This window comes from Haloferax sp. Atlit-48N (assembly GCF_003383015.2).
GTDB classification, from domain to species: Archaea; Halobacteriota; Halobacteria; order Halobacteriales; family Haloferacaceae; genus Haloferax; species Haloferax volcanii.
Map to the genome: position 1 here is coordinate 2,640,482 of NZ_CP137689.1, position 18,964 is coordinate 2,659,445.

General features: G+C 68.1%; 20 protein-coding genes, 1 tRNA gene and 1 other RNA gene. 11 read left to right on the plus strand and 11 right to left on the minus strand.

The genetic code is table 11. The features are described 5' to 3' along the window. Positions 1–16: 16 nt before the first annotated feature. A tRNA-Lys gene (locus tag DEQ67_RS14015) sits at positions 17–90 on the minus strand. An 86-nt stretch (positions 91–176) separates the two neighbouring features. On the opposite strand from DEQ67_RS14015, the gene DEQ67_RS14020 reads away from it, so the two are divergent. Beyond that, complete coding sequence (locus DEQ67_RS14020; protein ID WP_424020146.1) at positions 177–1,421, plus strand: M20/M25/M40 family metallo-hydrolase; 1,245 nt, start codon at positions 177–179, stop codon at positions 1,419–1,421. On the opposite strand, the gene DEQ67_RS14025 is transcribed toward DEQ67_RS14020, so the two are convergent. Next, positions 1,409–2,083, minus strand: a complete 675-nt coding sequence (locus tag DEQ67_RS14025) for a DUF7119 family protein (protein WP_004063041.1) — start codon at positions 2,081–2,083, stop codon at positions 1,409–1,411. The genes DEQ67_RS14020 and DEQ67_RS14025 overlap by 13 nt on opposite strands. A 96-nt stretch (positions 2,084–2,179) precedes the next feature. Continuing rightward, positions 2,180–2,350 carry a hypothetical protein gene (locus DEQ67_RS14030; RefSeq protein ID WP_188148408.1) on the minus strand — a complete coding sequence of 57 codons (171 nt, stop codon included), beginning with the start codon at positions 2,348–2,350 and terminating at the stop codon, positions 2,180–2,182. Between the two features lie 304 nt (positions 2,351–2,654). Here DEQ67_RS14030 and DEQ67_RS14035 point away from each other — a divergent pair, with 304 nt between their 5' ends. The 4 genes from DEQ67_RS14035 (at position 2,655) to DEQ67_RS14050 (ending at position 6,435) form a co-directional block, all read left to right on the plus strand. After that, the gene (locus DEQ67_RS14035; RefSeq protein ID WP_004041667.1) at positions 2,655–2,978 is read left to right on the plus strand and encodes a hypothetical protein; all 324 of its coding nucleotides are present in this window, start codon (positions 2,655–2,657) and stop codon (positions 2,976–2,978) included. A gap of 88 nt (positions 2,979–3,066) precedes the next feature. Next, positions 3,067–4,845 carry a nitrite/sulfite reductase gene (locus tag DEQ67_RS14040; RefSeq protein ID WP_115861234.1) on the plus strand — a complete coding sequence of 593 codons (1,779 nt, stop codon included), beginning with the start codon at positions 3,067–3,069 and terminating at the stop codon, positions 4,843–4,845. Positions 4,846–4,911: 66 nt separating this feature from the next. Next, a complete protein-coding gene (locus tag DEQ67_RS14045) occupies positions 4,912–5,196 on the plus strand; it encodes a DUF6360 family protein (RefSeq protein ID WP_004063046.1) in 285 nt (94 codons plus the stop codon). A 318-nt stretch (positions 5,197–5,514) separates the two neighbouring features. Then, positions 5,515–6,435, plus strand: coding sequence for a DMT family transporter (locus DEQ67_RS14050; RefSeq protein WP_013035554.1), 921 nt, complete (start codon positions 5,515–5,517; stop codon positions 6,433–6,435). Positions 6,436–6,477: 42 nt separating this feature from the next. Here DEQ67_RS14050 and DEQ67_RS14055 read toward each other — a convergent pair whose 3' ends face one another. Beyond that, positions 6,478–7,425, minus strand: a complete 948-nt coding sequence (locus DEQ67_RS14055; protein ID WP_004063048.1) for a DMT family transporter — start codon at positions 7,423–7,425, stop codon at positions 6,478–6,480. Between the two features lie 202 nt (positions 7,426–7,627). Between DEQ67_RS14055 and DEQ67_RS14060 the strand changes: the two genes are divergently transcribed. Both DEQ67_RS14060 and DEQ67_RS14065 read left to right on the plus strand, forming a co-directional pair. Next, complete coding sequence (locus DEQ67_RS14060) at positions 7,628–8,116, plus strand: Lrp/AsnC family transcriptional regulator (RefSeq protein WP_004041677.1); 489 nt, start codon at positions 7,628–7,630, stop codon at positions 8,114–8,116. A 44-nt stretch (positions 8,117–8,160) separates the two neighbouring features. Beyond that, entirely contained in the window at positions 8,161–8,436 is a 276-nt protein-coding gene (locus DEQ67_RS14065; RefSeq protein WP_115861236.1) for a hypothetical protein, read from the plus strand. A gap of 15 nt (positions 8,437–8,451) precedes the next feature. On the opposite strand, the gene DEQ67_RS14070 is transcribed toward DEQ67_RS14065, so the two are convergent. Beyond that, positions 8,452–10,560 (minus strand): PAS domain-containing sensor histidine kinase, encoded by a 2,109-nt coding sequence (locus DEQ67_RS14070; RefSeq protein ID WP_115861238.1) that lies wholly within the window; start codon positions 10,558–10,560, stop codon positions 8,452–8,454. Between the two features lie 241 nt (positions 10,561–10,801). Between DEQ67_RS14070 and DEQ67_RS14075 the strand changes: the two genes are divergently transcribed. Continuing rightward, on the plus strand, positions 10,802–11,185 hold the full coding sequence (locus DEQ67_RS14075; RefSeq protein ID WP_004063051.1) for an SHOCT domain-containing protein: 384 nt from the start codon (positions 10,802–10,804) through the stop codon (positions 11,183–11,185). A gap of 149 nt (positions 11,186–11,334) precedes the next feature. Continuing rightward, positions 11,335–11,475: a hypothetical protein gene (locus DEQ67_RS14080; RefSeq protein WP_004063052.1), complete on the plus strand. Its 141-nt coding sequence runs from the start codon at positions 11,335–11,337 to the stop codon at positions 11,473–11,475. Positions 11,476–11,524: 49 nt separating this feature from the next. Here the strand turns inward: DEQ67_RS14080 and DEQ67_RS14085 are convergent, their stop codons facing one another. Continuing rightward, a complete protein-coding gene (locus DEQ67_RS14085; protein WP_115861240.1) occupies positions 11,525–12,757 on the minus strand; it encodes an MBL fold metallo-hydrolase in 1,233 nt (410 codons plus the stop codon). Positions 12,758–12,868: 111 nt separating this feature from the next. Between DEQ67_RS14085 and DEQ67_RS14090 the strand changes: the two genes are divergently transcribed. Beyond that, the gene (locus tag DEQ67_RS14090; protein ID WP_186372493.1) at positions 12,869–13,261 is read left to right on the plus strand and encodes a hypothetical protein; all 393 of its coding nucleotides are present in this window, start codon (positions 12,869–12,871) and stop codon (positions 13,259–13,261) included. Positions 13,262–13,345: 84 nt separating this feature from the next. Here DEQ67_RS14090 and DEQ67_RS14095 read toward each other — a convergent pair whose 3' ends face one another. The 4 genes from DEQ67_RS14095 to rnpB form a co-directional block, all read right to left on the minus strand. After that, on the minus strand, positions 13,346–14,578 hold the full coding sequence (locus DEQ67_RS14095) for a digeranylgeranylglycerophospholipid reductase (protein WP_115803285.1): 1,233 nt from the start codon (positions 14,576–14,578) through the stop codon (positions 13,346–13,348). A gap of 241 nt (positions 14,579–14,819) precedes the next feature. Then, positions 14,820–15,152 carry a hypothetical protein gene (locus DEQ67_RS14100; protein ID WP_004063056.1) on the minus strand — a complete coding sequence of 111 codons (333 nt, stop codon included), beginning with the start codon at positions 15,150–15,152 and terminating at the stop codon, positions 14,820–14,822. A gap of 83 nt (positions 15,153–15,235) precedes the next feature. Next, the gene (locus DEQ67_RS14105) at positions 15,236–16,381 is read right to left on the minus strand and encodes a zinc-dependent metalloprotease family protein (RefSeq protein WP_115861244.1); all 1,146 of its coding nucleotides are present in this window, start codon (positions 16,379–16,381) and stop codon (positions 15,236–15,238) included. Between the two features lie 91 nt (positions 16,382–16,472). After that, an RNA gene (gene rnpB, locus DEQ67_RS14110) (RNase P RNA component) lies at positions 16,473–16,900 on the minus strand. 150 nt (positions 16,901–17,050) lie between these two features. Between rnpB and DEQ67_RS14115 the strand changes: the two genes are divergently transcribed. Further along, on the plus strand, positions 17,051–17,653 hold the full coding sequence (locus DEQ67_RS14115; RefSeq protein WP_004041686.1) for a TIGR00296 family protein: 603 nt from the start codon (positions 17,051–17,053) through the stop codon (positions 17,651–17,653). Between the two features lie 90 nt (positions 17,654–17,743). Here DEQ67_RS14115 and DEQ67_RS14120 read toward each other — a convergent pair whose 3' ends face one another. Beyond that, positions 17,744–18,901, minus strand: a complete 1,158-nt coding sequence (locus DEQ67_RS14120; protein WP_115861246.1) for a nicotinate phosphoribosyltransferase — start codon at positions 18,899–18,901, stop codon at positions 17,744–17,746. Between the last annotated feature and the right edge of the window lie 63 nt (positions 18,902–18,964).

Sequence of the window (18,964 nt, forward strand, 5' to 3'; positions counted from 1 at the left end):
TTGTTCGGAGTAGAAACGGGCTGGGAGGGACTTGAACCCCCGACCGTCTGGTTAAAAGCCAGACGCTCTGCCTAACTGAGCTACCAGCCCTCGACGTTTCTTTAAATGGGGATACTGATAAGCGTTTATTTTCGCCGCCCCCGCCTGCTTTGTACCCCGTTCCCGTCCCCCACAATATGGACCTTCGCGACTTCGTGGACGCGCTGCTCCGGTTCGAGAGCGTCGCCCGCGCCGAAGCACCGGCTCAACAGTGGGTCAAAAACCGCCTGCACGACTTCGGGTTCGAGACGTACGAGTGGACCGCCGACCCGGAGCGACTGGCCGAACATCCCTCGTTCCCGGACGACCCCGACGACATCGACACCGCGAACCGGCCGAGCGTCGCCGGCGTGGTCGAGTTCGGCGACCCCGACGCGGGACCGACGCTCGTCCTCGACGGCCACGTCGACGTGGTGCCAGCCGACAGGGAGTTGTGGTCCCACGACCCGTATTTGCCCGACTGGGACGACGACGCCGGCACCGTCAGCGCCCGGGGCGCGGCCGACATGAAAGCGGGGCTCGCGGCGTGCGTCTTCGCCGCGCTCGACCTCCGCGACGCCGCGGCGGCGGGCGATGTTGCCCTCGACGGGCGGGTCGTGGTCGAGAGCGTCGCCGGCGAGGAAGACGGCGGTATCGGGGCCGCGGCGGCCGCGCTCGACAACCCCTACCCGTTCGAGCGAGACGCCGCGCTCGTCGCCGAGCCGACGCGGCTCAAGCCGGTCGTCGCCACCGAGGGGTCGGTGATGAAGCGACTCCGACTGACCGGGCGGACGGCGCACGCGGCCTCGCGGTGGCGCGGGGTGGACGTCATCGAGAAGTTCGAGGCGATTCGGGCGGCGTTTTTCGACCTCGAAGCGGAGCGGACCGACGCGGTCGACCACCCGCGTTTCGACTACCCGATTCCGTGGCCCGTCTGCGTCGGCCGCGTCGAGGCGGGGTCGTGGGCGTCGAGCGTCGCGGGGACGCTCACCGCGGAGTGGCGACTCGGCGTCGCGCCGGGCGAGACGGTCGAAGAGGTCGAAGCCGCGTTCGAGGAGCGACTGGCGCGCGTCGTCGCCGCCGACGATTGGCTCTCGGCGCACCCGCCGGCGTTCGAGCGGTTTTCGGTGCAGTTCGAGCCGGCGGAAATCGACGCCGACGAGCCGGTCGTGGAGTCGCTGCGGGCGGCGCTCCGGGCCGACGGCCGCGACGACGACCCGGTCGGCGCGACCTACGGCGCGGACTCCCGGCACTACGTCGAGGCGGGTATCCCGACGGTGCTGTTCGGGCCGGGCGATATCGACCAGGCGCACTTTCCGGACGAGACCGTCGAGTGGGACGAAGTCGAGGTGGCGCGCGAGGTGATTCGGGAGACGGCGACGCGGTTCCTTCAGTCGAGGTAGTCGTCGAGCGCGTCGGCGACGACGTCGCCGGGCGGCGTGTCTTCGAGCGAGGCGCGGCGGCGGAGTTCGAGGTACACGTCGGCCGGCAGCGTCACGTCGAGCCGGCCGATGTCGACGCCGTGGTCGGCGAGGGCGTCCACGGCCGGCGTGCCGTCGTTGACCTCGCTGGCGAGCCGGCGGACCTCGCGGACGGTCAGGCCGGCGTCGAGCGTCGCCCACGCGAGGTGGAGTCGGGCGTCGCCGGAGACGCGGGCGATGTGCTTTGCGGCCGTGGGCGCGATGCGGCCGCGGGCGACGTGCCGGCGGACCGACTGCGGGAGGTCGTGGACGCGGGCCCACTTGCGGATGAAGGAGACGGACACGTCGCCGCCGGCGCGCTCGGCGGCGCGCTTGTACGAGCCGACGCCGCGGACGAGCGCGGCGCAGGCGGCCGCCCCGCGGAGCATGAACACGTGGTCGTCGTCGCCGGCGGTGGACTCGGAGAACGAGCGAACCGTTCTGGCGGCCTCGGCGAGGCTGTCGGGGTCGGTGGGGTCGAAGCCGACGGCCTCGCGGGCGCGGTCGCCCGTGACGGCGGGGTCGCCGCGGACGACGGGTTCACCGACCGGTTCGCGCCGGTCGGCCGGAACCTCGGTCGTTCGTCGGCGTTCGTCGTTCGTCATCTACGAATCGGTAACGCGTTCGGGCTTAAAAACGTCTCCCCGAGAGGCGAGATTCGCGCCGCGGGCGGCCCGCGAGCGAAGACAGACGGCGGAGCGTTACTCCTCGCGGGACTCAGAGAGATGTGACCAGATTTCGGTGCAGCCCGCGCCGTCTTCGAGGTCCTTGAGGTGGGCCGCGGGGTCTTCGTCTTCCGCCTCGGCGGACGGGTCCGCCTCGGCATCGGGGTCGCGGTCGAGTTCGGATTCGAGTTCTGCCTCGCCGGTCATGCGTTTCCCTCCTGGGACTGTTCGAACAGCTCTGGGGCGACGTCGGCGGAGGCGTGTTGTCGGACGGCGGTGCGGTGGTCACTCATCACCACCACGTACCGGTCGAACCCGCATAAGGGAATCCGCACCTGTAATGTGTACCCCCACTCCCGGCTACCGGAACGGGTTGCCCCTACCTCTGACGGCCGGTTTCGGGGACAATCGCAGGACTCCGACCGAACGACCGCCGAAACGGCCGTCGCGCTCCCCCGCGGGGATTGCGGGCGTCGTCCCGCATAGGTAGCCGGAGCGACGAGGGTGAGGTATGAGCGTCTCCCTGCGCGTCCTCGACGACGGGGCGTGGGTCTCCGTGAACGACGCCAGAGAAGTGAGCGTGAGCGAGCTCTGGCGGCTCGACGACCCGTCATTCTGTGGGTGCGAGCTTCCCGACTTCGTCGTCGAGAACGTCCTCGACGTCGGCGCGGACGGTAGAACCGTCTCCGCGAAAGTGTACGGCCAGTGCATCGCCTGCGGCCAGACGGGCGTTCCCGGCTGGGTCCCGGTCGGCAGGCTCCGCGAGGGCGAATTCGTCGATATCGACCGCGAGCGGGTCGTCCTCCCGGTTCGACGCGGCGACGACGACGAATAAGCAATATTCTCCGCTTTTGGGCAGCACCGGGAAGGGTTGACGGTACGCTCGGGGCCTTACGTGGGCACGTATATGGACATTCATACGAATGCCCACGGACGTCGAACGCTGGAAGTCGGAGGTCTACGGTAACGAGATACGAGAGCACCTGCTGGAGTTCGCTGAGCAGGGCTGGGACTCCATCCCGGAAGACGAGCGAGACGCCTGGTTCGAGCGCTTCAAATGGTGGGGACTGTACCACCAGCGCAACGGCCAAGAGTCGTACTTCATGATGCGCATCGGGACGCCGAACGGCGTGCTGACGCCCGGCCAGACCGAAGTCGTCGCGGAGGTCGCCGACGAGTACGCCCGCGGCCCCGCCGAGAACCCCATCTTCGGCAACGGCTACGTCGACTGGACGACCCGCCAGTCGATTCAGCTCCACTGGATTAAGCTGGAGGACATCCCGGAAATCTTCGATAAGCTCGAATCGGTCGGGCTGTCGACCCAGCAGGCCTGCGGTGACTCGTGGCGGAACATCGTCGGCTGTCCCGTCGCCGGCAAGGACAAACACGAGCACGTCGACGCGCTCCCCGTCGCGATGGAGCTCAACGAGACGTTCAAGGGCAACGACGACCACTCGAACCTCCCGCGCAAGTGGAAGGTCTCCGTCACCGGCTGCCGCGAGGGCTGCGGTCAGGGCGATATCAACGACCTCGCGCTCGAGCCCGCGACCAAGGAAATCGACGGCGAGGAGACGAAGGGCTTCAACATCCGCATCGGCGGCGGCCTCTCGCGGAACGAACCGCGGCTCGCCCGCGACATCGACGTGTTCGTGACGCCCGAGCAGGCCCCCGAGGTGTCGGGAGCCATCTCCGCGCTGTTCCGCGACAACGGCGACCGCGACAACCGCTACAACGCCCGCATCAAGTTCCTGATGGACGAGTGGGGCGCGGAGAAGTTCCGCAACGTCCTCCAGGAGGAGTACGTCGACTTCGAGCTGGAGACCGCCGGCGAGGACCTGCGCTCGGAGTACTCCTACAACTCCGGCTACGCCGACGGCGGCCACTCCGACCACGTCGGCATCCACGAGCAGGCCGACGGCAACTACTACGTCGGACTCGACGTGCTCGTCGGCCGCATGGGCGTCGACGACACGAAGGAACTCGCCCGCGTCGCCGACGAGTACGGCTCCGGCGAGATTCGCATCACGCAGCGCCAGAACGTCATCATCACCGACGTGCCCGAAGAAAAGCTCGACGCGCTGCAAAACGAGGACCTTCTCGACCACTACTCGCCTGACCCGCACCCGTTCATGCGCGGCTCCATCGCCTGTACGGGCACCGAGTTCTGTTCGCTCTCCATCGTGGAGACGAAAAACCGGCAGGTCCGCTACGCCCGCTGGCTCAAGGAGAACGTCGAACTCCCCGCGGGCGTCGAGGACTTCCACATCCACCTCTCGGGCTGTACGGCCTCCTGCGCCCAGCCGCAGATTGCGGACATCAGCCTCCGCGGCATGAAGACCCGCAAGGACGGCGAACCGGTCGAGGCGCTCGACATCGGCCTCGGCGGCGGCCTCGGCGAGAACCCGAACTTCGCCGAGTGGGTCACCCAGCGCGTCCCCGTCGACGAGGTGCCGGGTGCCATCAAGAACCTGCTCGCGAACTTCGAGGAGCGCCGCGAGGGCGACGAGACGTTCCGCGAGTTCGTCGCCCGGACGGACGAAGAGGAGCTGGCCGAACTAGTCGAACCCGAAGAGACCAGCTACGAGGACCCGATGATGCACAACACGAAGCGCACGTGGTACCCCTACGCCGACGACGACGGCCTCGACGCGAGTCCCGCGCCGACCCGCGCCGACGGCACGCCCATCGCGAGCGACGACTGAGCGGGTCGCCTCGGTGACGACGCCGCCGCGCTACCTATTTACGACGACACCCAACAGTACTCACAGATGCCAGACCGAATCCTGAAGGTCAACGCCTACACGACGCTGGACCTCGTCGACGCGTCGGCGACGGGCCACGACTTCGAGGAGTCGGCGTTCGCCGTGTGCAACGTCACCTCGCCGCGGAAGCACCCCGACGAGATTACCCTCGAACTCGAACTCGACTGGACGCAGCTCGACGCGCTCGCGCCGCACGCGGACAAACTGACGCTGTCGCCCGAGGAGGCCCGAAAAATCGCGGCCGACCTCGAAAAACACGCCGACCGCGTCGAAGCCGAACAGCAGGACTGACCGCCGTCCCCCGATTTTCGACGACAGTTCGACGCCCCGAGCGACGCGACTGTCCGTACGACCCCGACGGTTCGTGGCAACACCACCCATGAGATATTCTCCCCCGGTTTGGTCAACGAATCGTGTGAAACCGTGACTCGAATGGTCGAATCGTATTGCTACGAGCCCAATCGTTAGACATATGCCTTCGGGAGTCGCAGAACGTGTTGTGATACAGACGACGCCTCTACGCTGTCCACGCACCGAGCGTCGACCGCACTCCACCTCCCGCGCCCGCCCGGCGAATCGAACGCCGGCCACAGCGCGGGGGGTGATGGCGTGAGCCGTCATCGGACCCTCGTCCTCTTCGTCGCGGCCGCGGTGCTGTTCGGAACCTCCTTCGTCGGCATCAAAGCCGCCATCGGGTCGGTCCCGCCGGTGCTGTTCGCCGCCTTCCGCGTCGACGTCGCCGCCGTCGTTCTCCTGACGCTCGTCGCCGTCCGCGGCGGCTACTGGCTCCCGCGGACCCGCGCCGACGCCCTCGGCATCCTCGCCAGCGCCGCGTTCGTCCTCGGGGCGAACAACGTGTTCCTCTTCCTCGGCCAGCAGCACGCGACGACCGGCGCGGCCGCCGTCATGTACAGCATCATGCCCGTCGCCTCCCCGGTGTTCGCCGTGTTACTCCTCGACGACGCGCGCATCTCGGCTGTCGACGCCGCCGGCATCCTGCTCGGACTCGTCGGCGTCGTCGTCATCGTCGGCCCCGAGAGCGTCCTCGGCGGCGGGAGCGTCGGACAGGCGCTCATCGTCTGTTCGGCGCTGTCGGTCGCCTTCGGGACCGTGCTCCTCAAGCGCGTCGGGCCGTCCATCGGGACGCTCCCGCAGACCGCGTGGGCGATGGCGGCCGCCGCCGTCGGCATCCACGCCGCCAGCCTCGGTCTCGGCGAGTCGGTCGCGCAGGTCGCGTGGTCGCCGGAGCTCGTCGCCGCGATTCTCTACGTCGGTATGCCCGCGACCGCCGCGGCCTACCCGGTCTACTTCGCGCTCCTCTCGGAGGCCGGCCCGGTCCGCGGCAACCTCGTCGCCTACGCGATGCCGGTCGTCGCCACCGTCACCGGGTGGGCGTTCCTCGGCGAGGCCGTCTCGCCGGCGACCGTCCTCGGCTTCGGGGTCATCCTCTCGGGGTTCCTCCTCGTGCAGCGCGAGAGCGTGGCTCGGTTCGTCGGCCTCCGGGGGAGCGTCCCCGCGGAAGCCGAATAGGAGAAGAAGAGAACAGCACAGAACTCGAAAGGCGGACCGACTTCAGGCCGCGACCCGCCGCCGGACCGCGACGGCGACGGACACCAGCGTCTCCTTTTTCATCGCCGCGAAGCCGAAGAAGATGGCTCCGAAGCCGACGAGCGCCGTCGTGTCGATGACGTGGCCGAGGAGCACCCAACTCATGAGCGCCGCGACCACGGGCTCGACGTAGCCGATGAGGTTGAGTTCGGTCGGGCCGAGGCGGTCCAGAAGCTCGAAGTAGAGGAGGAACGCCACCGCGCCGGAGACGAGCGTCAGGTAGAGGAACGACGCGATGCCGACGGGGGCGAGCTCGATAGTGGAAAGCGACTCGCCGCGGACGAGTGCCCAGCCGTGAAGCAGGACGCCGCCGCCGAGCATCGACCACGCCTGCATCGACTGGACCGGGAGGTCACTCCGGAGCGGGCGGGTGAGGACCGCGCCGAGCGCGAACGACACCGCGGCGAGGAAGATGAGGACGATGCCGAGTCCCTGCGCCGACCCGGACGACCCCGAGAACGCCGAGACTGGGTCGGCCACGAGCACGGCACCGGCGAAGCCGGCGAGCAGCCCGACCGTCCCGGTCTTCCCCAGCGACCCCCTGGCGAGGATAACGGAGGCGAAGACCGCAGTCAGGATAGGCGAGAGGCTAATGATGATAGAGGCCACCGCGCCGGGGACGTGTTCCTGTCCGAGGTAGAGCAGGCCGTGGTAGGCGGCGATGATGAACACCGCGCCGATGGCGGTCGCGAGCAGTTCGTCCCTCGTCTTCGGCCGCCAGCGGTCGGTCGAGTAGCAGGCGTACGCCAGCATCACGAGCCCCGCGAGTTCGTAGCGGAGCGCGGCGAAAGAGAGCGTCGGGAAGAACTCCAAGCCGACCTCGATGGCGACGAACGAGGTGCCCCACATCGCCGCGAGCGCGACGAAAAGCAGGGGCGTCGTCGGAACGTTTCTCCAAGTGGTTCGCGTCATAGTCGAATCTGTTTCAGCTCTCAGAGACGCACGCTGTTAAATCTTTCTACAAGAGATTTGTTTTGAGTTGGAGATTAGAATAGATATTCTATATTTTGCTGTACCAATCGCTCTATAATTCGTGAAGATTCGAGAGGCCGCGAGAGGTGGCGAAAACGGCGGACAGAACAAGGACTTACGTCACCGACCGCAACGGGAGGGTATGGACGAACGCGACGTGCGCCTGTTGAAGGCCATCGCGGACCTCGGGACGGGCAGTCCCGAGAAGCTACACGAAGCGACGGACATCCCCGTGTCGACCATCCACTACCGTCTGAACAACCTGAAAGACGACGGCGTCATCGAAAACGACCTCTACGACATCGACTTAGAGGCGTTCGGACTCGGCGTCACCGTGGTCGTGGAAGTGCTGGCGGATTACAGCGGGTCGTACGAGGAAGTCGGGAACAAACTGCTGGAGATAGAGGGCGTCACGCAACTCTACTTCACGATGGGGGAGACGGACTTCATCGTCGTCGCCCATCTCGCGGACTCCGACCGCGTGGAGCGCCTCATCAGCGACTTCGAGGCGACGCCGGAAGTCGAGCGAACGAACTCGACGTTCGTCATCTCCTCGATGCGCGACAGCCACCGGGCGCTCCAGAGCTACACGCTGGAGACGCTCCTCGACGAGTTGGGTATCGAGGACTGAGAGTCGGCCGAGGGAGTATCACGGGTGGCCACGTACTACCGACCATGTCGAACGACGTGCGGACGTGGCTGGTCGAACGGACCTACTCGGACGGCGAACAGAACATCATCATCCTCGTGTACGCGACCCCCGACGGGACGCGCTACCACCGGAAGGAGCGCTCGCTGACGAGTTTCGAGTCCGACGTGCGCGACACCTACGCCGCCGTCGACGTGCCCGAAGACGAACTGGGTCGCGTTGCCGACGAGGAGACGAGGGAGTCGTACGCGGCCGCCGCGACCGAGATGGCCGAGTCCCACGAGCCGACCGACACGGTCTGAGACCGGGCGGTCGGCTCAGTCCACCGACGCGAGCGGGAGCGAGACGACGACGACCGTACCCGTGGGTTCGTTGTCCTCGAAGTGGACCTCGCCGCCGAACGAGTCGACAAGCTGGTGAACGAGGTAGAGTCCGAGGCCGGTCCCGGTGCTTTCGAGTCCCTTTTCCCCCTTGCCGAAGACCACCGACTTCCGCGCGTCGGGGATGCCCGAGCCGTCGTCGGCGATGCGGATGACCGCCATGCCGGCGTCGTCGTCCACGGCCGCCGAGACGGTGACGACGGTGTCGTCGGCGTTGTGCTGGACGGCGTTGTTGAGGAGGTTCCCGAGCACCGACGCGATGAGCGGGTTCGCGCGCACCGCCACGTCCGGTATCTCGCCGTCGACCGCGAACGTGGCGTTGGGAAACGCCTCGCGGCGGACCGCGAGCTCGCGGTCGACGGCGCTGGCGAGCGACATCGGGCGGGTCTCGACGCCGCCGCCGCTCATCGTCTCCATGAGGTCGCGGGCGACCTCGGTTATCTCGGTGGTGTGGCGGCCCGTCGAGAGGATGCGCGAGAGGATGTCCGCGCCCTCCTCGTCGACGTGTTCTCTGAGTAGCTCCGCCCAGCCGACGACGACGGCCATGTCGTTGCGGATGTCGTGGCGGACGATGCGGTTGAGCGCCTCCAGCTCGGCGTTCGTCCGTTCGAGTTCGCGCTCGCGGGTGCGACGGGCGGTCACGTCCTGTATCGTCCCCCTGAGCGCCGCCACGCGTCCGTTTCGGATGACCGGCTCGCCGTGGGTGCGGACCCACAGCTCCGACCCCTCGGCGGTCACCAGTCGGAACTCTTCTTCCCAGGGAACGCCCTCGGACCGACAGCGGTCCAACAGCTCGCGGATTCGGTCCCGGTCGTCGGTGACGTAGAACTCGATGGCGTCGTCGACCGTCGGCTCGTAGTCGAGCGGCACCTCGTGGATGCGCTTCGTCTGGTCGGTCCACGCCAGCGTGTCGGTCACGAGGTCGAGTTCCCAGCCGCCGACTTTCGAGATGCGCTGGGTCCGTTCGAGGAAGTCGCGGCTCCGTTCGAGTTCGTCCTCGCGCGCTTTCTGCTCGGAGAGGCTCTGGAAGACGACGACGTTGCGGTCGCCTTCGAGGGACGTGATGGAGAACCGAACCGGAACGCGTTCGCCGTCGCGCCGGCGAATCGCCACCTCGCCTTGCCACTCGCCGTCGGCTTCGAGCGCGGGGGGAATCGTCTCTCTGAGGCGTTCGAGTTCCGGCTCGTCGTGGAGGTGGCCCCAGCCCGTCCCGAGCATCGACTCGGGGTCCGAGTAGCCGCAGATGTCGGCCGCGGTCTGGTTGACGTACACGTGTCGGTCGTGCTCCGTGATGGTGACCCCGGCGTCGACGGCGTCGACCGCCTCCTTGAACGCCGCAAGGTCGCGCTCGCGTCGGCGCTCTTCGGTCACGTCCTCGACCGTCGAGATGAGTCGGTCCCGTCCCGAAATCTCGGCGACGGTGAGGCTGACGCGAATCCAGACGGTGCCGCCCGACGCGCCCTCGATGGGCCACGTGAAGGCGGCTCCGCCCTCCTCGCGGGCGGCCTCGACCTCGCGGAGAGCGCGCTCGGCGTCGTAGCCGGCGATATCCGCGGTCACGTAGAGGGGACTCGTATCGATGACCGACTGGCGGTCGATACCGAGGATGTCCAGATAGTGCTGATTGATGTCGACGAGTTCGAGCGTTTCGAGGTTGCGAACCGCGAGGCCGACGTTGACGGCCTCGAAGAGCGCGCGGTAGTCGAGCGAGCCGACGGCGCTGTGGGCGGCGTCGTAGACCTCGCGGCCGAGCGTGTCGAGGTCGCGGTCGGCAGCGGTCGACCCCGCTACCGAGACGCGCGGGACGCCGTCGGCGCGGAGTTTCGAGGCGAGCGAGAGACCCTCCGCGTCGGTGACCTCGGCCGAGACGACGGCACAGTCGATACGAGCGCGTTCGAGTTCCGCGTGGACCGCGTCGAGGCTGTCGGCGGTCGAGACGCTGACATCGGTCGTCGCGTCACCGACCGAGTCGGGAAGCTCGTCGGCGAGACGCTCGCGAACGGCGGCGTCCTCGCTGACGACGAGGACGTGTAACCGACCAGGCATACCGGCGAGAGGACAGCGAGGTTCAAGTATGAACCGACAGCTGTCGGCGGGAAATCATGACCGGCGGGGAGCGCGAACGCCGCGCCCCGCCCACGTCGAAGATTCCAAACTTCGGGCGGCGAAAACCGGAGAAATCCAATCTTTGCCGGCGTCGGAGCCGAAGCCCCGAAGCGACAATCGACCTAAACGTGGAGCGCGTACTGTCACCTGTGAGGCGGCACCCGCCGCCTCGGTGAACACTATGACGACGACAAACGACTCGACGCGACTCGCTGGCATCGTCCTGCTCGCGCTGGCCGCGCTGTTCGCGTTCCCCGCCCTCGTCGGGATGGCCGGCTTCGGCGGCGGCATGCCGATGGGGTGGGGCGGCGGCTGGATGCACGACACGTGGATGCACGGCGGAACCGGCGGGACCGTCCCGTGGTGGATGTGGGGGATGGGAATCTTCGGGCAACTGCTCGTCCTCGCAGTGGTCGTCGGCGGCGGCGTCCTCCTGTTCCGCGCCCTGCGCGACGGGGACGACGGGAGCGACGGCGCGCTCGACGAACTCCGCCGGGCCTACGCCCGCGGCGACATCGACGACGAGGAGTTCGACCGCCGCCGCGAACGACTCGACCGCGACTGACGCGTCGGAAATCGAGATACTCCGGACGTTGCAGGCGAAACGAAGGGGTTCCCCGGGAGGCGGTCGCGGGGAGTCGGCGCGCGGCCGACCCGCTGAAGGCAGTGCGCACTCACCGCAACGACTATGGTCATTTAGGCCAACCTAAAACCATGGCTTCGGATGCATCCGACGGGAAGTTCCGTTCGTTTATCGGTCGGTTCCGGTCGCAGCGGACCCGACTCCGCGTGTCCGCGTGCGTCGCCGCGAGCCGGTCGATAGCGGTTCCGGACGACGACGAGCACGCCGAATAGGTCGGGGGAGCGGTCGGTTCGACCCGCTACGGGTCGCCGCCGGCGCGTCTCAGACTTCGACCGTCGCCCCGATGTCGGGAGCCGCGGCCTCGTAGCCGTCGGCGCTGAGCTCCCCGGCGAACGCCGCACAGCGGTCGCCGTGGTTGACGAACACCGGCGCGTCGCGGTAGTCGTCGAGGAACGACAGAAGCCCGTGGCGGTCGGCGTGGGCCGAGAAGTCGTACATCTCGGCGCGGGCGGCCACCGGGACGACGCCGCCGTTGAGTTCGCACCGGCCGCGTTCGACCAGTTCCCTGCCCGGCGTCCCCTCGACCTGATAGCCGGTGAGACAGATTTTGTTCGTCGGGTCGCCCCGAATCTCGGGGATGTACGTCATCGCCGGCCCGCCAGAGAGCATCCCGCTCGTCGTCACGATGACCGAGTTCTCCCGGGCGATGCGCTTTCGCTGGCCGTCCCGGCCCGAGACGACTCTGGCGTTCGACTTCGCCCGCTTGAGCGCCGCCGCGTCGCGGACGTAGTCGGGGTGATTTCCGAGCATCTCCAGCACGCGGACCCCCATGCCGTCGACGTAGCAGTCGATGTCGTGGGCGTCGAGCACCATGAGAAGCTCCTGCGTCCGGCCGATGGCGAACGCGGGGACGACGACGGTGCCGCCCTCCCAGACGGTCGTCCGCACCGACTCCACGAACCGCTCTTCGACGGTCGCGCGGTCCTCGTGCTCCACGTCGGAGTAGGTGGACTCGCAGATGACCACGTCGGCGTCCGGGCGGGCGGTCGTCCCCGAGACCAACCGCTGGTCGTCGGTGTGGAAGTCGGCGGTGTACAGCAGGCGGGTCTCGCCGTCGTCGACGAGGACGTGGGCGCTGCCGGGGATGTGGCCCGCGTTGTAGAACGTGACCTCGTGGCCGGCGGCCTCGAACGGCTCGCCGTAGTCGTGGTGTGCCGACTGCTGGGTCATCCGCCGGACGTGCGTCTCGGTGAACGGACAGTTGTAGCTGCCGCCGTGGAGTTTGAGCGTGTCGCGCGCGAGGGTCCGAGCGAGTTCGTCGGTCGGCGGCGTCCAATGGACCGCCGGCCAGTCGTCGCCCGAGAGGAGCGAGGGGACCGTCCCGACGTGGTCGAGGTGACCGTGCGAGACGACGACGGCGTCGGGCTCGACGGAGCCGACGGGGAACTGCGGGGGGTTCCCGGTCAGCATCCCGTAGTCGAGCAACAGCGAGTCGTTGACGAGAATCGCGCTGCGCCCGACTTCCTCGGCCCCGCCGAGGAACTGGAGTTTCATTGGCGGCAGTACCGACCGGAGGGGCTTTTGCTCGTCGGTCCCGCGAGGCCAGCGGGACTCGGCGGGCTCGCGGGCTCGACGCTTTTCACGCCGGCCGCCGTCTCCCGAGGCGTGACCGGCTCCGACCCTGACCCTGACCCCGACGCCAGTGCCGACGCCGACGCCGATACCGACGCCGAATCCGACCGCGACGACCTCGACCGACTGGTGACGACGCTCCACGACCGCCTCGCCGCGACGGCGACCCGCCCCGTCCGCGAGGACGCGAGCCGATGGCTCGGTGAAGCGGAGGCAGTCGCCGGCGACCTCGCAGTCGGCCCGCTCCCGGACGACGAGGTGGTCCGGACGCGCCTCGGCCACGTCGAACACCTGCTGTCGAACGTCGACGGAACCGAAGACGAGGCGGCCGACGAACACGTCGCGTCGGCGCGGGCGGCGCTGGCCGACGCACTGGCGATGCTCGGTGACGGCGACGGCGGGAGCGACGGCGACAGAGCCGGGTGAGCGGCTCGACGAGAGAAACGAGAACGGAGGCGAGAGACGAGCGGGGACACCGGGGACGGAGAGACGCGCGTGTCGCCCGGCGGCTCAGTTCGAGAACCAGTCTTTCGCGGTGGACGCGAGGATGGAGAGGTCTTCGAATTTGAGCATCCGGAACATGGCGAGCGGGCTACCGCCGTTCGCGGCGTCTAACTGCTCGTCGGGGAGGCGGTGGAGGTCTTCGAGCAGTTTGTCGTAGCGCTCGTTGGAGGCGCGGTAGAGCATCTCCGTCATGAACAGGCGGTTTTTCACCTTCGGCGCGACGCGGTCGTGCCACAGCTGGTCGTAGATGGCGAGTTCGGACGCCGAGGTGTCGCGCTCGGAGTTGGTGAGCGCGCGGTCGGCGGTCGCGGCCGCGACCCGGCCCGAGCGCATGCATTTGTCGATGCCCTCGCCCCACAGCGGGTCGACCGTCGGGACCGTGTCGCCGATGGCCATGAAGTTGTCCGTGCTCATTCGACCCGGCAGTTGGATGTGCGCGGAGCCGCGGTGCTGTTTGCCCGCGATGCGCTCCGCGTTCGCAAAGCGCGGGTCGGACTCGGTCCAGTACTGGAGGTAGTCGTCGATGGTGTAGCCCGACTTGGCGTTGTGGCGGTGGCCCTCGTTTTGGATGTAGCAGACGCCGACTTTCGCGGTGTCGCCGCCGGTGTGGAATATCCACGAGTAGCCGCCGGGCGCGATGTCGTGGTCGAGACGGAGCATCATCGCGTCGGTGAGGTCGCCGTAGCCGTCGGGCGCGAGGTCCATGCCCTCGAACTCGTACTCGATGCCGATGGCCTGCTTCTCGCGGCGGAGGTCGCAGACGTCGAGGGCCTTGGCGAGCGGCGCGCTCGGTCCCGTGGCGTCGATGACGATGTCGGCGTACACCTCCTCGTCGCCGTTGTATCGGACGCCGACGATTTCGCCGCCCTCCATGATGGGCTTGGAGACGCGCGCGTCGAAGCGGTACTCCGCGCCGTCGGCCTCCGCCTCGTCGACGAGCCAGTTTTTGAAGTCGGCAAACTCGAGGACTGCACCGGGCTGGTGGCGGTGGTAATGGTCGTTCGGGGACTCCAGGACGACGTCGTCGGTGAAGTTCATCACGACCTCGTCGGGGATGTTGAACGAGGCCATCGTCGACGGGAACGTCCCGGCGGTCGATTTGTTGCTTCTGGAGGGGAACTCGTCTTCGGACTCGGTTTCGAGGACGCACACGTCGTAGCCTCGGGCGGCGAGGTCTCGTGCCGCCTGTCCACCTGCGGGGCCCGCGCCCGCGATAATCACGTCGTAGTTGTCAGTCATTGTAGAGTAGGCATCACCGGTAGGGTTGGTCGTACGCGTTACACACCTTTTCTGTAACAAGCGTGTAATCTGCTTTGGTTTTGAACGGTCGGGAACGGGGACCGTTCGACGGAATCCGTCCTCGGAGGGGCGACAGATGACTGCGGGAGGCGGCGGCCGAGCGGGGGGTGGCCGCGGCGCACCGCTGGACAGCAGCGAAAACGACGACCGACAGGGCCGCAACGCGAGCGAGCGGCGACGGTCAGGCTTTCGGGATGCGGCGGACTTGGAACTCGCGGTAGCCGCCGTAGGCGGCTTCGAGCGCGCCGAGCCACCAGTTCCAGCGCGTCGCGGGGCCGCCCTCGGGCGCGTCGCGCATGTTCCGCACGATTTCGTCGCCCGTGAGCGGCGCGCCGCGGTCGGACTCGGCCTGCCCCGAGTCCGCGAGGTCGCGGGCCTGCCGCGCGACGACCCGGCGCTCGGCGTCGGTACCGCCGAACTCGGCGAGGGCGTCGCGGAACGACTCCTCGTCGAACGCGGGATGGGTGTCGCCGTGCCTGTCGGTGGGGGTCACGACTCTCTCTACGGGGGCCATGCCAAAGAAGGACTCGGCCGATTCGTCCGGGTGAAAACCCCGTCTGCGGCGCAGAGCGCTCGGCTGGCGACGCGACGCCGGCGCTACGCCCACCACTCGCTCCGGCGCTCGCCGTACGTCGCGTTCTGGAACGGTTCGGGCTTGTCGTCGTCGGCCTCCGCGCCGAGGTAGTGGGCGGTCCAGTAGCCGACGTGCCAGCCGACGGCCTCGGTGTCGAGGTCGACGAGGACGACCCGGTAGCTGCCGTAGGTCTCTAACGAGCCGTCGCCGTCCGGGTCGTAGCCGCCGGCGATGGCGCAGGAGGCCGCGCCCGCGGCGCACGGCGAACTGTCCGCAAAGGAGATGCGCACCTCGGCGTCCGCGGGGTCGTCGACGTAGGTGTAGGAGAGGTTGTCGGGCATCCCCGGCGCGCCGCCTTCGAAGTAGTCGAGCGCGTGGCGAACCTGCTCGCGGGCCGCGTCGGGGTCCGAGGCGTTCGTGTCGTCGATGTGGACCGTGAAGTTCGGGTCGTCCCACGGGAACGCCTTCTCGGTCGCGTTCGTCCGCGGGAGCGTGTAGAGGATGCCCGTGGCGTTCATCAACTCTGCGGGTTCGTTGCCGTGGGCGAGTCCGAGCGTGTGACCGAGTTCGTGTGCGACGATATCGACCGTCGAGTCGTCGCCGTATCCGGTTCGGACGTAGACGGTCTCGGGGCGGTCTATCTGCCACGCGTCGGTGAGGTAGGGCGCGCAGCCAGCCGCGTCGTCCAGCCCGCTGCACTCCGGGATGTCGTCGGTAAAGCGGACCACGAGGTCCGGGTCGCGGGCGTCGGCGTCGACCTCGTAGTCGATTTCGTACTCCAGGTAGCGCGAGTCGTTCCCCTCCCAGAACGCCGTCGCCTCGCTCACGAGGGCGGCGTAGTCGCGGCCGTCGTCGGGCGCTTCGACGGCGACGACGACCGGCTCGGACCCCCACGGCCCGTAGCCGGGCGCGGGCGTGAACGCCGTTGTGGGTTCGGGCGTCGGTGACTCGGTGGGCGCGGCAGTCGGGGTCACGGTCGCGGTCGTCGACGGAGGCGAAGTCGTCGGGGTCGCGGTCGCCGCGGGCGACTCGGTTGCCGAGTCGGTGGTCGGCGGCGAAGCCGCAGACGTGGCAGTCGTCGCTGTCGTCCCGTCGGTTCCCGGCGACACCGGCGCGGCACAGCCGGCGAGGACGACGAGCACCGCCACGAGGAGAGTCGAGCCGCGCATACCGAGACTGCGGCGGCGAACGGTCAAGAGCGTTTCCCGACGGCGCGAAAACGGCTCGACCGACAAAGCGGTCGCTCGGCGGTTCGAAAGCGGCTGAGAGGAGTAAGCCCCCTTCTGTTCGTCCCAGCATTCGGCTCAGCGTCCGCGTCCTTCTCGGGGCGAGCCCCCGAGGGCGCGACGGGCGAACCCGACGCGCCGTCCGAACTACCTTCGCGGCGCGGACTTGCACCGGTGAGGATTCGCCGTTCCATCCGTTCTCGACCGTCGGAGATGGCGACGCCACCTCATCCCTCTGCGGGTTAGCTCCCTTCCCTTACGGGTCGGTTCGCACGCGGCCGTGACGGCCGCGCCGGCGACGGCGGAGCCGTCGCGCGCGCATCATCGGTCGGGTCGAGCGGTCTCGTTTCTGTTCCAGCGCCAGCCGTCTCCGACTCCGGGCTTGCGCCCGGTCACCCGTTCGGACGGTGGGGGGACTTTCCTCATGCCCGTCTCGGGCACGGGAACTGGGCTCTCTCTGCCGACCTACCCTAGTCAGGTCGGTCGGATAAGCGGTTCGATTAACGGGGTCCTACCGGGGTTTAGCCGCACGTTATGTTGCAACGAAACTACATAACAACGGGATAACATCCGAGGGAAGCGTTGAAGTCACCACAGAACTTGAATGGTAATATGTCCGAGGCGCAGACCGTACACCTCACCTACGATGATGGGGCGCGGGCGGTCGAACTAGCGCGGGAATCGGTCGAATCGTACGTTCTTCACGGGCAGAGAGAACAACCGGGCAGCATGCGCGACGCGTTTTACGCTCGAACCGGGGCGTTCGTCCGCATCAAGTCGACACGGGGGCGCGGTCGACTGCGGGGCTGTGCGGGCGCGTATCGGGGGAAAGACCAACTCGGTCACGCCATCGTCGACGCCGCCATCAAGGCCGCGTCGGGCGACTCCTGTCAGACCGAAATCGAAGCACCCGAACTGCCGAACCTGAACATCTCTGTCTGTATCGTCAACAACTACACGCTGACTAACGACCCAGTCGCAGACATCGAACTCGGCACTCACGGCATCGCCATCGACGCCGGCGGCACCCACGGCTGGATGTATCCGACGCTGCCCGTCGAACTCGGGTGGTCGAAAGAGGAGTTCCTCACGAACGCCTGCCGCAAAGCCGGTCTGTCGCCGCTTGCGTGGCAGGACGACGACACCATGATTACCCTGTTCGAAGGGCAGGTCTTCCGCGAGCGCGACGACGGCGGGAGCGTCGAAGCGCTGTAAGTCGTCGCGGCGACGACTCGACTCCTTGGGGGAAGAGAACTGACCGGCGAGCGGCGGCTCTGAGCGTCGCCGCAGAACGAGAGCGCGACCTTACTCCGCGCCGAATCCGACCGACTCGGCGTCTTCGCTGGCCCGCGTCGCGGCCGCGTCGATGTCGAAGTCGAACTCGGAGACGACTTCGCCGTCGCGGATGAGCGGTTCGAGGAGCGACTCACCGTCGGTCGGGCCGGGCCGCCCGCGGAGGCCGACGTGGTGGCCGCCGTCGGCCGTGCGGTAGACCTCTTTGACGCCCGAGAGCTTGCCCCGCTTGGCCGCGGGTTCGCCGTTTACCTCGACGATGTCGAGCGCGAAGTCCACCGGGTCGGCGTTCGAGATGTGGCCGCCGACGCCGAAGCCCTCGACCACGTCGCGGAGGTGCCGAAGTTCGGCCGGGCCGAGACCGCCGCTCACGAAGATGCCCACGTCCTCGTGGCCGCGGGCGTCGAGTTCCCAGCGAACCTCGCGGACGATGTGACGGAAGTCGCCGCGGCGCGAGGAGGTGGTGTCGAGGCGGACGCTGTCGAGGTCGTCACCGAGCGCTTCGACCGCCTGGAGCACCTCCTCGGTCTCGTCGCCGTAGGTGTCACAGAGGGCGACCCGCGGCACGTCTTCGTCGACGGCCTCGTCGAACGCGCGGAACGCCTCGGCCTGATTGCCGCGCCCGAAGGCGATGAGGAGCGCGTGCGGCATCGTCCCCGACGCCTCCTTCCCGAGAATCTCGCCGGCGGCGACGTGCGAGAAGCCGTCGAGACCGGCGACGAGGGCGCTCCGCTCGACCATCGCGGCGATGGCGGGGTGGACGTGTCGCGCGCCGAACGAGAGAACGGTCGAGTCGGGGGCCGCCGCGCGGGCTTCGAGGGCGGCCGTCGCACAGCCCGAGGCGTGCGAGAGGAAGCCGAGAAGCGAGGTTTCGAGCCGGGCGAACTCCAGATAGTCGCCCTCGATTCGCATCACGGGGCCGCCGTCGAACAGCGTGCCCTCGGGCATGGCGTCGACGTCGATATCGCGGCCGGCGAGGAGTTCCGCGGTGTCTTTCACGCCGGCGAACAGCTCGAAGTCGCCGTCGGGGAACTGGTCGGCCGTCACCTCGGCGACGACGCGGGGGTTCTTGCCCGCGTGTCGGAGGGTCGCCTCGGTCCGCTCGAAGTAGGCGTCGGTCGCGACGCCGTCGCGGATGGCCTCGGGACCGACGATATCGAAGTCACTCATTGGCGCGGATTCCACCCGGCCGATGAAAAAGCTGTATAATCGGTCACGTGCGTCGAAGACGAA